At 39.6% G+C, this 16,059-nt stretch carries 10 protein-coding genes; 6 read left to right on the plus strand and 4 right to left on the minus strand.

Annotation, left to right across the window (positions count from 1 at the left end; translation table 11 throughout):
• The first annotated feature begins 333 nt into the window (after window positions 1–333).
• Genes IPF37_02310 through IPF37_02320 form a run of 3 tightly spaced genes read left to right on the plus strand, consistent with a single transcriptional unit; the run spans window position 334 to window position 4,512 of the window.
• Window positions 334–1,386 carry an insulinase family protein gene (locus IPF37_02310; GenBank protein QQR49653.1) on the plus strand — a complete coding sequence of 351 codons (1,053 nt, stop codon included), beginning with the start codon at window positions 334–336 and terminating at the stop codon, window positions 1,384–1,386.
• Window positions 1,383–3,131 carry an insulinase family protein gene (locus tag IPF37_02315; protein ID QQR49654.1) on the plus strand — a complete coding sequence of 583 codons (1,749 nt, stop codon included), beginning with the start codon at window positions 1,383–1,385 and terminating at the stop codon, window positions 3,129–3,131. Before IPF37_02310 ends, IPF37_02315 begins: the two co-directional genes overlap by 4 nt.
• Window positions 3,118–4,512, plus strand: coding sequence for a UDP-N-acetylmuramoyl-L-alanyl-D-glutamate--2,6-diaminopimelate ligase (locus IPF37_02320; protein ID QQR49655.1), 1,395 nt, complete (start codon window positions 3,118–3,120; stop codon window positions 4,510–4,512). The genes IPF37_02315 and IPF37_02320 overlap by 14 nt, the downstream gene beginning before the upstream one ends.
• Before the next feature lies 1 nt (window position 4,513).
• On the opposite strand, the gene IPF37_02325 is transcribed toward IPF37_02320, so the two are convergent.
• Window positions 4,514–6,169 carry a hypothetical protein gene (locus IPF37_02325; protein ID QQR49656.1) on the minus strand — a complete coding sequence of 552 codons (1,656 nt, stop codon included), beginning with the start codon at window positions 6,167–6,169 and terminating at the stop codon, window positions 4,514–4,516.
• 83 nt (window positions 6,170–6,252) lie between these two features.
• Here IPF37_02325 and IPF37_02330 point away from each other — a divergent pair, with 83 nt between their 5' ends.
• Window positions 6,253–8,307 carry a hypothetical protein gene (locus IPF37_02330; GenBank protein QQR49657.1) on the plus strand — a complete coding sequence of 685 codons (2,055 nt, stop codon included), beginning with the start codon at window positions 6,253–6,255 and terminating at the stop codon, window positions 8,305–8,307.
• Window positions 8,300–9,376, plus strand: coding sequence for a class II aldolase/adducin family protein (locus tag IPF37_02335; GenBank protein ID QQR49658.1), 1,077 nt, complete (start codon window positions 8,300–8,302; stop codon window positions 9,374–9,376). Before IPF37_02330 ends, IPF37_02335 begins: the two co-directional genes overlap by 8 nt.
• A gap of 63 nt (window positions 9,377–9,439) precedes the next feature.
• On the opposite strand, the gene IPF37_02340 is transcribed toward IPF37_02335, so the two are convergent.
• Complete coding sequence (locus IPF37_02340) at window positions 9,440–10,627, minus strand: hypothetical protein (GenBank protein QQR49659.1); 1,188 nt, start codon at window positions 10,625–10,627, stop codon at window positions 9,440–9,442.
• A gap of 246 nt (window positions 10,628–10,873) precedes the next feature.
• On the opposite strand from IPF37_02340, the gene IPF37_02345 reads away from it, so the two are divergent.
• Window positions 10,874–12,499 carry an NTP transferase domain-containing protein gene (locus IPF37_02345; GenBank protein ID QQR49842.1) on the plus strand — a complete coding sequence of 542 codons (1,626 nt, stop codon included), beginning with the start codon at window positions 10,874–10,876 and terminating at the stop codon, window positions 12,497–12,499.
• A 221-nt stretch (window positions 12,500–12,720) separates the two neighbouring features.
• Here the strand turns inward: IPF37_02345 and IPF37_02350 are convergent, their stop codons facing one another.
• Both IPF37_02350 and IPF37_02355 read right to left on the minus strand, forming a co-directional pair.
• Window positions 12,721–14,382 (minus strand): hypothetical protein, encoded by a 1,662-nt coding sequence (locus IPF37_02350; GenBank protein ID QQR49660.1) that lies wholly within the window; start codon window positions 14,380–14,382, stop codon window positions 12,721–12,723.
• Window positions 14,379–16,049, minus strand: coding sequence for a hypothetical protein (locus IPF37_02355; GenBank protein QQR49661.1), 1,671 nt, complete (start codon window positions 16,047–16,049; stop codon window positions 14,379–14,381). Before IPF37_02355 ends, IPF37_02350 begins: the two co-directional genes overlap by 4 nt.
• Window positions 16,050–16,059: the final 10 nt, after the last annotated feature.

The following is a 16,059-nucleotide window of genomic DNA, read 5'->3' on the forward strand; positions in this document are numbered from 1 at the left end:
AATGCTCACTTTAAACAATTTGACATAATACACAAACTTACGACACAGATTTCAGCCATCATAAGTAGTCTAATTAATAAACTATCAACCTACACAAAACCACGTCACCCTTGCTTAATAATTTAAAAAAACGCCAAATAGAAACAAAAATCAATCACTCACTCCCACACTAAGCACCCTTTTAATTTCTGCTATAACAAGAAATCGATCATGCCCATGTATCTATCTTTTAACTGCCCTTGACGCACATCGGTACATTGCTACACTTTTTATAGGAACTGTTCAGTATTTTTCTTATGTTGTTGATAATAAACTTTTGTAGGAATTCAAATCATGAATAGACGTTTTTTGCGCTTTTACCTACTTTTATTCATTTTATTTACCAAGAGATCACTTCAGGCAACCGATATTACCGCCCAAGAACCTCAACAAAAATCGATTCACGCATGGCTTGAAAAAACAAAAACAAAAATTTCAAAAAAAGTATTTGCCAACGGCCTCACCGCCATTCACTACCCAATCCCTGGCAGCAATAATGTTTATGTCGGCGTAACGTATCATGCCGGTGGAAAAAACGAAGGACCAACCGAACACGGCCTTGCACACATGGTAGAGCATATGATTTTTAAAGGGACGGACAAAATGTCTGAACGAGACCTGGACGCTATCGCTGAAAAGTTTTGCATTGGCGGCCTTGGCCAAGGCTTTAACGCTAGCACAAGCTATGACGTCACCAAATATTACTTTCAAACCGATAAAAATAATTGGCCCGTTTTTGTTGCTATGCTTGCTGACTGCATGGAAAACGTCTCGTTCAAAGAACATCATTTCGCATCGGAAGTAAAGGCCGTCGCACAAGAAATAAAAATGCGGAACGCCTCACCATTCCTTCGCATTTTTGACAGCTTAGGCCAAGAAATTTTGCCACTCAACAATCCCTACAGCCATTCACTTGGCGGCGATCTAGAAACCTTACTTGGGGCACATGCCGATGACTTAAAAAAATTCTATCAGCGCCACTATGCCCCCGCCAATGCTTTAGTAACTGTCACGGGCGACTGCGACGCTGAAGAAGTATTTAAACAGATCGAAGAACAATTTGGCCACATCAAAAATACCCACTTTAAGCAATCCGACCAACCCGCCGTCAATCCTGTTCATACCGATTTCTTTCAAAAAAACATTCTCTACCACAAACCAATTCCTAATCCTTTCGCATGTTACTGCTGGGTTACCCCCGGCTCATCTCATACAAGCGAGATGGCTGGGAACGCGATAAGTTATGCCCTTTCGCTACGATTTGAAGAAAAATTCAAGACGCTCAAAACCTTGTTTATTCAATTGGTACAAATGTCATTAATTTCGACAATGTTGGTTATTTTTTGATCTATTTTGAGCCCAAAGAAACGGCCGATGGTCGCACGCTTCAAGAATGCAAACAAGCTATTGAACAAGAACTTAAAAACATCATGAATAACGGCGTTACTGACCAAGAACTTACCTGTTTTAAAAAATCCTCAATCACCAATACTCTCAAAGTTTTCGACCAAGCAAACAGCGCGGCCAGTATCTTTGAATCGCTATTTTTTAAAAACAATAATGAACTTCAACTTTTCAGCAACATCTCCACACTTGAAAATCTAACACAGCAAGACATTAAAGATTTTTGCGCGCATAATTTACAACACTATCTCACACACACCTTCCTCGTCATGCCGCTGCCTGAGGAACAAAAAACAGCATGGCAGTCATTGCAAGATTCGCTTGATGCGTACGAACAATCAGCTCTTACTCAAAAAATACGCGACAGCGAAATTGAAGAACCACGGCTTTCAGACCAACTCCCAGAACCAGCCTTACTGACGCTTGCCTATGAACATCCCGACAAAAAAATTACCCTAGCCAATGGCCTTGAAGTATATTTAAAATATCGTGATACAAGTCCATTTGTACACGCATCGCTCCGTTTTAAAAATTCAGAGCAACTCAGTCTGGCGCTCCAAAACACCAATCAAACTGAGCTAGCCGAGCTCGCACTCAACCTATTAAGTGAAGGCAGCCAAGATTATTCAAAACAAGACAATCAGGCTTTTTTTGACCTGCTGGGCGCATTGTGGAACCTCGGCTCTTACGGCGGCTTTTTTTCATGCCTACCTGAAGATTTAATGCTGGTGGCAGAACGCTTTGTTCATATTCTAACCAAGCCAACCTACCCAGAAAATATGTTCCTCCAAATGCAAGCAGATAAGATTGATCGCATTAAACAAGCCCAAGAAAACAATTTTTACCAAGCACAAAAATTACTCAACGAACATCTGTTTAAAAACTATCCGTGGATCAAAACCGACGAGCAAACTATTGAGCGCCTTGAAGCCATCAAGTACAGCGACTTACGTGAAGCACACAAACGCTTTACTAATCCAGCTCTTATGTTTTTAGCCCTTGTCGGCAATTTTGATGAAACAACTATCACCGAGCAACTTGAAGAAACATTTGGCGTATGGCAACAACAGTCAAGCGACAACCTTGTAGCAAACATGCCAATCATTCCAGATTTAGAAAATCCAGAAGCAATCGCCGCCCATAAATTTTTACCCAAAGAACAAGTTGTGCTTGTTGCCGGGCGCATCACCACAACATTTGATACCGACGACCGTTTTTGTTTAAAACTTCTTGAGCTTTATTTAAACAAATGCCTTTATGAAATTCGTGAACGCACGGGACTTTTTTATTCGTGCAACGGATCACTCAGTCTTGCTTCATATTTAACCAAGGGAAGTAGTTCAATCAGGACACTCGTTTCTATTGATAAAGTTGATGAGGCACAAGCAGCTATAAAACAGGTGTTGCAAACAATTTGCGATAAAGGTATCGACGAAAAAAACTTGCTAGTTGCAAAACAAAATTATCAGGTTAATCTAGCTAAAGGCTTTTCTACCAATGCTTCATTGGCCGAAAGCTATGCATCTTTAGTACAAACAAATAGACCATGGACAGATTTCAATGATTGCATCGACCGCGTACACCGCTTGTCATGTAATGATGTAAACAACGCGGCAAAAAAATACCTTGATCCAAACAGCTGGAGTTTTATTACTGTAGGAAGGACTCTTCAACATGCTCGTACCTGAAAAATTTGCAGTAACCTGTCACACTCGTCACGTAGGACCAGGATCAACATTTGTTGCCATCAAAGGTCATAAAACTGATGGGACATTATTCATTGATCAGGCACTTGAGGCAGGCGCAACAACTATTGTGGTACAGCATCCCTTCAATCCATGCAATTTTTTACGACAACATGAAGCAAAAAATATTATAATTTCTATGGTGCCAAATACCCGTAAAGCACTTGCCACCATCAGCAGCAACGCACTTGGCAATCCAGCTGCTTCATTAAAAATTATCGGCATTACCGGCACTAAAGGTAAAACAACGACCACGTACCTTATTGAACACATACTGCGCACCAATGGTCATAAAACTGCCATGCTTTCCGGTGTTGTTAATAAAATTTTAGATCACGAAGAAGAAAGTTCTCTCACCACTCCGGAAAGTGATTATCTTCACATGTTTTTTACTGAATGCGTTAAGCAAAACATTGAGTATGTAGTTATGGAAATCTCTTCGCACGCACTCAGTTTATATCGAACACACGGCATTATGTTTGATGCTGCAGTCTTTACTAATCTCGCACTTGAGCACTTGGATTTTTACGAAACAATCGATCAATATTTTGCCGCAAAAATGATGCTCTTTGAACAAGTAAAACCAGAAGGTCCCATTGTTATTAATGCTGATAATGGATGGGGCATTCAGGCACTTGAAAAAATAGACGTACGCCAGCCAATCGCCAGCTCACTGGAAGACATTATTATTGAACACAATAATCTTGACGGGCTTATCTTAAAAATAGAAAATCTTGTAATTAAAATACCAACACTTTTTGGTGAATTTAATGCAGAAAATATTTATCAAACTTACGTGCTGTGCACAAAACTTGGCATCAACCCAGAAATTATACAACAAGCACTCGCTACGTTTCCAGGCATTCCCGGACGCTTGCAAACACACCGGCTTGCCAACGGCGCCTATGCCTTGGTTGACTATGCACACAACGGCTCTTCATTCGACGCTGTTTTAAGCACGCTACGCCCACTTACCGAAAACTTAATTGTCGTTTTTGGTTGTGGCGGCAATCGCGATAAAATGCGCCGCACTCTACTTGGTCACTACGCAGCGGCATATGCTGACACTATTATTGTGACTGACGACAATCCACGCTTTGAAAAAAGCGAAACAATTATTAATGATATTCTTGACGCAATTCCAGCTGAAAAACGCTCAGATGTAATCTGCGAGCCAGACAGGCACAAAGCAATTGCACGCGCTGCTGCATTGGCAAAACCTGACAGCATCATTGCTCTTTTAGGCAAGGGACATGAAACGTCATATCAAGTTGAAGGCAAACAATACTTCTTCAACGACTTACAAGAAATTAAAAAATTCTAAATCAAACAATCAGAAATTTTTGATTTTCATAATCCCACGAAACAATCACTAAATCTTCTTGCCCAGAAAACATATCAAGAGGCATCGAAACAACAGTTGCTTCTTGTCTACTATTTTTTTCACTAAAAAAAACCTCCAGCTTGGCATTATTAATCGAAAGATTTTTATAAAAGAAAAGATTCTCAGGATCATGCGATCGCAACTCAAGACGACCATTTTTTATACCAACGGTCATACAATGAGGTTTAATATCATAAAACGGTTCTGTTTTGAACAAAAAGGTACCCATATTATAAAATACCGGCATACGCTCAGCATTGCTGCCCAACAACCACAAAGCTTGTGCATTGCCACTGCCAAACCAATGCGCCGGCAAACCAACAAACCATACCGCTTTACCTTGAATGACTTGATTAGTTGTAAGTTCTTTAAACGCGGACAGAATCGTATCTAAAACACATTCTTTCGTACGCTGCCGAAAAGCAAAAGCTCCTGCGTTAGCAGCAAGTAAAAAACACAAAACGATATAACTATATTTTTTGCCTGCTGTAAAAAACGCAAGATAGTAAGACATGGCACACAAAACAATCCCGAAAAAAAACGGCAGACCAATATACAAATAGCGCGGCTGATAAAACAAAAGCCATGCAGGCCAAGTAAAAAGAACAATACTACCCGCCAAAAACATAAACTCTTTGTACTGCTTGCGCGCAATAAACGGCCAAACCAACAAGCTGATCAGTACAACAACCAAACCGCCCTTAAGTAAGCGATTGCCACTCGGCACAAGCCCAACGTACAAATAATCACACACATAACTAATCCAGTCACCCAATCGCTCTTTTTGCCGCGTAACAAATGCATCAGCGATTTGTTTCAAACTACTTGTCTCCAGACCAGCACTCGAAAAAGGAAAAAGGGAAGCACGCACCACCAAATAAAAAAGAGCACCGGCCCAATAACCAAACGAAAGACGCAAAGCTCTGCCGGCATACAGCATCAACGCCCCACCTTGCCTCATCGAATAATAAAACATCGTTGCTGCCATAGCCCACACCGGAAAGACAATTAATGTTTCTTTAGCAAAAATACTCAATGTCATAATACCGCAGGAAAGCGCATACCACGCCAATTTTTTACTATCGAGATAACGCTTTAAAAAATAAGCCGCGCCCAGCAAATAAAGTACATCAACTATATAGATTTGGCAGGTAAAAACACCAACCCAATGCTCAAGCGTTGGATGCAATGCAAAAAACATAGCACCAAAAAAAGCAAGCGGCATGCCAAAAAATACTGCAAAAATGTTAAACAATGCTACAGAAACAAACGCATGCAAAGAAATAACACACACCAACAACGCGTACGGATTAATCCCCAACAACCAGCTTTCCAAACCAAAAAGCACAAACTGCATGGGACGGTACAATGCCGAGCCAAAGGTTAACGGTATACTATGATAATTTGAAGGATTAAAGGCATGACCGATATCGTGTGGCGCAAACAAAGTAAAAATATCACGCACGCTTGTTAGTTGCGAATACAACAAAAAGCCATAATCATCATTAATAAAGCCCCAATGAAAAAAAGGTAGGGCAAGAACAGCAAGTACAGCACAAAAAATACCGCCTGAAAAAAATATTTTTTTTGTCTCCACGCCATGGCCCCTTTTTTGATTTAATCTTTACTCCTTAGTTTAATCCTATAGTATTTAGGCAGAGAAAGAAAGGAGTAGATGGGATGAAAATTTTTCATATAATTAAAAAAAATTATTTTCTAATTACCCTGATTTTTATAGTCAAAATAATAGTTTTTGGTTTTTTTTCATCAGACTATCTTAATCAGCTTTTTGTACCTTTCATTCAACATTTTATTAAGAATTTTGACAATCCATGGCAATACTTTTTTGATTATAAATCAATTGTAGAATTTCCCTACCACCCTCTTATGCTTTATATTTTATCGCTGTTCTACCTGCCACATCGACTCTTTGGTATCGATTCACAAGCATTAACCACCATCTCTCTCAAAATACCAACACTATGCGCTGATATCAGCATTACATATCTCTTGCTTAAAACATTTCCAAATCGCACGACCGAAGTAGCGCTGTTGTATTCTGCATCATCCATCATTTTTTATGCAGCATACCTCCATTCGCAACTCGATTTGGTTCCCACCGCTATTTTATTTGCCAGCATTTATCTCCTCAAACAAGAGAAAATTTTACCTGCAGCACTCATGCTGGGCTGCGCACTAAGCACAAAAATGCACGTTATTGCCGCCGCACCACTGATGGCAATTTATGTCCTTAAAAATTATTCCTTTAAAAAAATGGTTACGTTTAGCACTGCTGCATGCGCTGTTTATTGCTTTTTTGTAGCTCCTTACATTTTAAGCACCGGCTACTACCAGCTTGTCCTCACACATCCAAAACAAATGCTTCTGTTTGATGTTTTTGCACAATTTGGCAGCTTCAAAGTATATCTACCCATCTGCGCCCTTTTGACACTATACGGTCGTTTTTTTTCTTATGAAAAAATTAACAACGATCTTATGGACGCTTTTTTAGGAATCGTTTTTTCTTTCTTTGTACTGCTGATTATTCCAGCACCAGCATGGTACATGTGGATGCTACCCTTTTTATGCACCGTGTTAATTAAACAAGCACATCACAACCAAACCATGCTGTGGACCTATGCAGGGCTCAATATTTTATACTGCTTATTTTTTATCTTTTTTTATCAACCACCACTCAATGATTTGTTATTTTTAGGTAGACCAATCAGCTTTAAAATATCTCATGAAATAGCATGTAATATGACCTTCACACTCCTTGAGGCAACGCTTTTATTACTTATTTATTGCATGTACAAATTTGGCGTGCGCAGCAATGCGATTTATAAAAAAGGCAAAAGTCTTATTATTGGTATTGGTGGGGACAGTGGTGCCGGCAAAAGCACCTTCATGCATGATCTACAAGTTATTTTGGGTGCCAAAGCAACCATGCTTGAAGGCGATGGCGACCACCGCTGGGAACGAAACGATACGCACTGGCAAGAGTTTACCCACCTCAATCCCAAAGCAAATTATTTGCACCGCCAAGCAGATAATCTTTTAACTTTAAAAATGGGCCAGCCTATTTCGCGTATTGATTACAACCACACTAGCGGGACGTTTGACCCCGCACGCTTAATAAAACCAACTGATTTTATTTGTTTAAGCGGCTTACATCCGCTGTATTTACCAAAAATGCGCAAGCTCATTGATGTTAAAATTTATTTAGACCCAGCACCAGACATTCGCGCACATTGGAAAATAGTGCGCGATATAAACAAACGTGGCTATACAAAAGAAAAGGTTATGGAGCAGTTAAACAAGCGTGCCCTTGATGGCCAAAAATATATAGAACCCCAAAAACAATTTAGCGACTTAATTGTTCATTATTTTACTGATCAGTCTTTTGAAATAGGCAATCCACACGAAAATCCACTAATTAAACTAAAACTAATCCTGGATTCAAGTGTACGCATTGATCATTTAATTCAAGAACTCAGCAATAAGAATATTCCTATTTTTTGGGATTATGCCGCCGACTTAAGTTCACAATATTTAATTTTGTCACAACCAATTGCTCACAACATTTTACCAGCAATTGCTCAAAATGTTTTAATAAATCTTGAAGAATTAACAGTACAAAATAATGTGTGGGCACAAGGATACCGGGGCTTTTTACAATTAATCACACTCCTCATCATGAGCGAAAAAATGAGAGAAAAGGATCTGTATGAATGAACTTAATAATTTTGTACATTTATCAAAATATGCTGGACAACGTTTTGATTTAGTCCAAGCTGGCGGCGGCAACAGTTCTGTCAAATTAAAAGACGGTTCATTACTTATCAAAGCTTCTGGCTTTGCTCTTTCTGAAGTTGAAACAACAACGGGCTATGCCATTGTTGATAACCAACAACTTATTGCCACCGTTTTTGATCCCATTATTCTTACCATGGTTGACAAAAAAGAACGAGAAGAAGCGGCAAAAAAAAGAGTCGATCAAGCACTCATTCAAGCAACATACCGACCATCAATAGAAACATTACTGCATTCACTTCTTGATAAATACACACTTCATACTCACCCCATCGCCATAAACAGCCTTGCCTGCAAAGCACAGTGGAAAGAATTATTTTTTTCGCTCTTACCCGATGCTCTTTTGATTGATTACTACACGCCCGGCATTGACTTGGCACTAGCACTCAAACAAGCAATTTTAGATCTTGGCACGTCACCAAAAGTTATTGTCCTACAAAATCATGGCCTTATTGTGACGGCCACAACCGTTGAAGAAGTTATTTTTTTAACTGAACAAACATTAACAATTATTGAAGAATTTTTAGAAATCAATTTTGAACCATATAAGCTTACCACGCAAATTGCAGCACGGTGCAACAAAATAACTAATACTATAAATAAAGTTGCCTATCTCTCACGAGATCGTGAACTCACCAACCTTGTGCTCAACAACAAAGAAATGCTTTTATTGCCACCATTTTGCCCTGACACACTGGTGTATTGCGGCACAAGCGCTCTTGAGATAACAAACATTAATGACGCTGCCACTTTATTAAACTACGTCCAGCAATATCACGAGTTGCCCAAAGTTATTGTGTATCAAAATCATTTATTTTTCATTGCCAACAATGTTAAAAAAGCAAAAGAAATTGAAGAGGTTTATAAATTTCACCTTCTCGCACTACACTCGGCATATCAAATGCCTGGCCCCGTTAATCATCTTTCAACTCAGGAGTTACATTATTTAAACAACTGGGAAGCAGAAAAATACCGACAAAAAAGAACGTAAATAAAAAGAGGCCTGTTTTTCAAAACAGGCCTCTTTTTATTATTCAAAAATTAATGGATATTTTTACTCATCACTTGATGAATCTACTGGTGCCTGACGTACTGATTTGTTGCGACCACGTCTCGCACGGTTAGCACGATTTTTGGCAGAACGCTTGCGATTGTTACGACGAACTGAACGTTTTTTAGCAATAGGCGCAGGTTTTACCGCCACATCATTGCTTGTTATATCAACCGCAGATTGAGTGTTTAATGGACCCGTACTAGCAAAATCTACTGATTTATGAAAATCTTTGCCATGATGACCGACACCAAACAAATGGCGCGATTTACCAAAATCTTTCATAAGCTCATCAAGGTACTGATCAATTTTAATTTTGTTATCAGGACTTACTAGATTGTTATTAGAAAGATTAATTAAAAGAGCTTTAAATAACATATTCTCAAGTCGAGAATGATTCACAGCTTGACGTATTTTTTCCTTGTTCATTAATGCCATGATTTTTATTTGATCTGGATCTGCCAGAACTTTGTTTTGAGCATTTTTTATAACGGTTGCCATTTCAACCAAATTTTCTACACTATCGCGACCTTGTAATTTTTTCTGAATATCACTCAAACTCATATTGCCTAAAAACTCTCGCGCGGCTGATTGCATAGAGGTAGCGTGCCATTCTTTGATAGCCTTTTTAAGTTTTTCTTGTTTATCATCTGAAAGTAGTTTATGACTAAAAATATAACTAAAGACCGGCATAGCACCACGTACTTGAGTTCCAGCTTTCAGGACAACTACCTTGTCATGCATAATTTGTGTTAATAGCTCAACTACTTTATCTTGATCAGCACTTGCTAAAGCCTTGTCGCCAGCTTTTTCAAGGATCGTAATAACCTGACTCAACTGTTCACTTGTTTTCTTGGTAGCATCAAGCCACTTACTCACGCCCTCTTTAATTTGCGCTATAGTAAGATTTTGATTTAACAAAGCCCGCAAAGCACCATGCCCAGCCACACCCCAACGACCTGGACAAACACCTCTGAAAGGACGAGCATAGGGATTAGCATAATGATCGCCATGCGCCATTGATCGACGACCGTACTGACGCTTATACCGACCACTCTGACGAGAAGAAACAGTTTGAGCCGAATCATCCTTTTCTGTATCGGAAGCCGCGGCAACCAAATGCATAACGTTTGCCAAAAGCACAAAGCTTGTGAGAAGAACCAGTAAAAAAATATGTCTTGAAATCTTCATAAAAAACCCTCTTTTAAACCATTTACTTTATAAAACACTCTCTAACCTAATTTGAGCATAAACAATCAGATTTCTATTTGTCAATTAATGTTAATTTTTTTCAATATACAAAGGCTGGCCGCCATTATCAATTGTTTTCATAAAGAACTAAATCTGGCAGCCTTGACCTATTTTTTACACGAGCTATGCTGCGTCTGAACCAAAAAATAGCATAAAAAAGGAGAATCTATGCTCATTATTATTCCCATGTCCGGTATCGGAAAACGCTTTATAGAAGCGGGCTACACCGACCCCAAGCCATTAATAAAAGTTGACGGCAAACCGATTATTGAACATGTCGTCAATCTTTTTCCCGGCGAACATAACTTTATCTTCATCTGCAATCAAGAACATTTGCAGACAACGGCCATGTACGATATCTTACAAAAAATAGCTCCAACCGGCACCATTGTCGGTATTCCAAAACATAAAAAAGGTCCGGTCTACGCCGTTTCCCAAATAACGGACTTAATCGATGACAACGAAGAAGTTATCGTTAATTACTGCGATTTTTCAATGGCATGGGATTATAACGATTTTTTAAGAAACACCAGACTACGCAACGCAGACGGCGCCATCCCTGCCTACAAAGGCTTTCATCCTCACATGCTCCACGACCCAAATTATGCTTTTATTAAAGACGAGGCAGAGTGGCTTTTAGAAATCAAAGAAAAAGCTCCCTTCACCGACAACAAAATGAATGAGTATGCCTCAACCGGCACCTACTATTTTAAACGTGGTGCACTCGTAAAAAAATATTTTCCAGAATTGATGGATCTTGATATCAACGTTAATGGCGAATATTACGTAAGCCTGGTCTACAATCTCCTCAAACACGACGGGCTTAATGTTTCTGTCTACCCAATCCAACACATGCTTCAGTGGGGCACACCAAGCGATTTGGCAGAATACCAAAAGTGGTCGGCATATTTTGAACAGGCAATAAAATCACCAAAACCAAAAAAAACACTACACGACCTCATGCTTATCCCATTGGCGGGGCGTGGTCAACGTTTTGCACTAGAAGGCTATCATGACCCCAAACCGTTAATTCCGGTAAGCGGCAAACCCATGATCGTACAAGCGGCCGCAAGCTTACCGCCAAGCACCGACCATATTTTTGTTTGTTTAAACGAACATCTTGAGCACTATCCACTTGAACAAGCAATTAAAAAAGATTACCCCAACGCGGTTATAAAAAAACTCGACCAGGTAACGCAAGGGCAGGCATGCACCTGTGAATACGGCTTACAGGGGATTAATCCTGAAAAATCCTTAATCATTGGCGCTTGCGACAACGGCATGCTCTGGAACCAAGAAGCGTACCAAAAACTTATGGACGATCCGGCGGTTGGCGTTATTGCCTGGAGCTTTAGAAATCATCCATCGAGCAAAAAAAATCCACAGATGTACGGCTGGCTGGGCGTTGACGACAACAACGTGGTAACCAAGGTTTCGGTCAAGGTACCACTTTCATCTGACCCATCAAACGATCATGCCATTGTAGGCACCTTTACCTTCAAAAAAGCTGCTTATTTTTTACAAGCAACTCAAAATTTATACGCAAAAAATATTCGCATTAACAACGAATTCTATGTAGACAGCTGCATCGGCGAAGCGATAGCTATGGGCTTGACGGTAAAAGTTTTTGAAGTCGACCATTATATTTGCTGGGGGACGCCCAACGACTTGCGTGCGTTTAACTATTGGCAGCAATTTTTCCATCAATGCTGGTGGCACCCCTACCGCATGGAAAATGACCCGACGATCGAACATGAGCAACTAGCACCAACACAAAAAAAGCACGTAGTCAACGTAAGTCAAACTATCTGAAGGTTAGATCTCTATACAACTATCGCCAATTTATTTACCCTCGCTCTAAGCACCAATGCCACTTTAACATGCGTATACTCAGACCCCGTACGTCCTGAGCCTGTCGAAGGATTAGGGGTCCCTTTGCAATTCGCAACTTGCCATAACCCTCACCCTTCGACAAGCTCAGGGCATACGGACTTAAGAGCAAAGCCAGGGACTCAAAACGCAAACCACGTGAGTTAGTCAATTATCTTAAATCGAGATTTTTGATAATCCCACGTTACAAAAATAGTCTGATTCATCAGCCATTGTTGATCAAAGCGCAATGAAATATGGCACGGCATGCCGTCCACATTTGTTTGATGAACAATGCGCTGACCCATTGATATATGTTCGCTTTCGCTCTTAGCAAAAAATAATTGCTCAGGCTGATGCGAAATAATATGCAACGCGTCATCAATCAATTCAGTAGTAACATCGTACCGAGCATAATCATAGCCATACCAGGGCAATGAGCCTTCGTACTGACGAATTAAGCAGGTTACAATATCATAATAAACTTCATTTTTTTTGCCGCCCTGCAGCAGCCAAACAGCCTGTGCAACGCCAGAACTCAGCCAACGCATTGGCAAAGCCACAAAAATCATTGTTTTGTTCTGGCAGCGCTGATCATTAGCCAGCTCATAAAAAGCCGTTGTAATCGTATGATAAACAGTTTCTTTTTTCTTTTGAAAACAAGCAAACGTTCCAGCACTCACGCCAATTAAAACACAAAAGACTGCGGCTATGGGAATACGCAACGTACGATATTTTTCAACGTAAAAATCAACCGCGTACGCAACAGCAAACATCAAGAACGGCAAACCAATGTACACATACCGCAATTGATGAAAAAGAAAGATCGACGGCCACGTAAATATCAGCATGCTGACAATCAAAAACAAAAATAACAACCCTCGTTGCCGCACTACAAACGGTTTGAATAACAATAAAAATAGCGCTATCAGCAATCCTGTTTTTATCATTTTCCCGTGCGAAAAAATAAATGATATCCCAAAAACATCGCAGGCATACGTTACCCAAACAAAGAATCGCTCTTTTTGTCCAACCACAAAAGTGATAATTTTACTGCTTAAACTTCCTGTTGGCTGAACGTATGCAACGTGTGAAAAAATCCACCAACGCAAGCCAAAGTAGGTTACAAGCGCAAACCAATAGCCAACTGAAAACTTGAAAGCACACTTAATCTTTGTGATAAAATCACTACTCTTGTGCTCATAGGTCTGCCACACAAAACTTGCCAGCATGACCCACATCGGCAACACCACCAACGTTTCTTTAGCCCACAATTGCATAAAAAAAATGCCACAGGAAAGCGCATAGCACCACCACTGCTTAACGAGCATAAATCGCCACAACAAAATACCTGCCAGCAACAAACAGAAAAGATCAATTATATAAATTTGATTAAATAAAATGCCCATGTCTTTAAACAATGAGGGATGAAAAGCAAACAGTAATGCCGAGCAATACGCCGCTCCAATACCAACAACTGATGCAAAAACATTAAAAATAATAGCGGCATTCAGCGCATGCATCAAAACCATAAATAATAAAAAATAATAGGGATTTATGCCAAAAAAAATCTCTTCCAAAGCAAAATAAACAAACTGCATGGGCCGGTAAAAAGCCGCAAGCCATGAAGGACACGTAAGGCCAGCATTTGATGGAAAGAACGTTGCCGCAACATCATGCGCCGTAAAAAGATTTAACAACGTACTATTTTTTACATGATACAAAAAACCAAAATCATCTGCAATAAAACCCCATTGCGTAAACGGCACGGCGACAATGCCCATTACTAAAAAAATAATACTCAGCGAATACCATATTTTTTTCATGAATTGAGCACCCTCAATTGATTTTCTTGATAATCCCACGTTACGAATAATGGATTTTTTGCGAGCACTTCTTCTTTAAGCTTGATGGTAACATCGGTTGCCAAGCCATCGTTATTAACAGCATTAACTTGGAACGTTCCCAGGTAACCCACAGGATTAAGACCATTTAAAAAATACCAACCATCGAGAATCTTAATCGTAATTTCATTTGCCTGCAAGGTAACAAAAACAGCCGACTTTGGCATAACAAATTCAAAAACGCCATCACTAACAAGAGCATTTTTCATTAAAAAATCATTGCCATCGTAATGAACATCAACCGGGCCTCCGGTGTATAATTCTAAAGCTTGTGCCGCGCCTGAAAAGAAAAATTGCTTAGGCAAACCCACAAGACATATGGTACGCTTATTTATATTTTTATACGCACTCAATGATTGTAATTGCATTGTTACAAGACTCAAAACCTCTGCTTTTTGCGATTGAAACATCACAAGCCTGAGCGAATTCAAACCTAAAAAAACCATCAAATAACAACAGACAAACGTACTCAAAACTACTTTGTTCTTTAAAAAATAATCTAACGCATAACCAAAAAGCGCACAAACAAACGGCAGCCCAACGTAAATGTAGCGACACAAATGAAAGAGCAGAACCGACGGCCAGGTAAACAATAATGTACTGATTACCAAAAAGACCGCCACGCCTTTTTGTTTTTTTGCCCAAAATGGATAAAACAACAAAAGACCTACAGCAAGAAGCATGGTGCCTTTAACAAGACGCATATTGTTGGGCATCAGAGCGATACCAGTAAGGTCGCACAAGTACGAAACGTACATAAAAAACCGGGCTTGAATAAACTCAAAGACATGCGAAAAACTAAACGAGGCAAGAAAAGAAGGTGCTGCTGCCGGTCCTGGTAAAACATACAAACGAATTAATGTATAAACTCCCACCATAAACCCATAACCAACAGACGCCGCAAATGCTTTCATAAATGATTTGAATCTCAGATACGTTTCTTTTTCTAACGACTCATAAAAATAAACGGCACAAAATACCCAGGCAGGTATTATTATTAACGTTTCTTTTACCAACAACTGCATCAAGAAAAGCAGACACGAAAGTACGTAATAAATAAATCGTTTTGAGCGCAAAAACTGCAGCAGCAATAAACTTATCAGTATTAAAAAGAAAAGATCGAGAACATAAATTTGGTTATAAAAAATACCAAACCAGCGTCCAAGGCTGTAATGCAAAGCAAATAGTAAAGCCCCCCAGCACGCACCCCAACAACCCATAAATGCTAAAAAAATATTAAAAATGGCAACCGTATTAAACGCATGCAATGCAACAGTCGCTTGGTAATATGAAAACGAATTGAGGCCAAACATCAGCTGCTGGATGCCAAAAATAACATACTGCATGGGCCGATATAATGCTGTGATCGCAGTAGGCGCTTCAAAAGAAACGTCGGGCGAAAGATAAGTATAACGAATATCTTGCAAAAAAAAGATGCGTTTAAGATCAGCAAAGCTTTCAAGTTTGGCATGCAACAAAAAGCCGAAATCATCGTAATAAAAACCCCATTTGCCAACCGATACAAAAAAATAAAATGTTACTACAAAAAGGAGGCAGGAAAAAAAAAGACGCTTACCCAAACTTGTCATGACACATACC

The organism is bacterium (assembly GCA_016699045.1).
Taxonomy (GTDB): Bacteria; Babelota; Babeliae; order Babelales; family RVW-14; genus AaIE-18.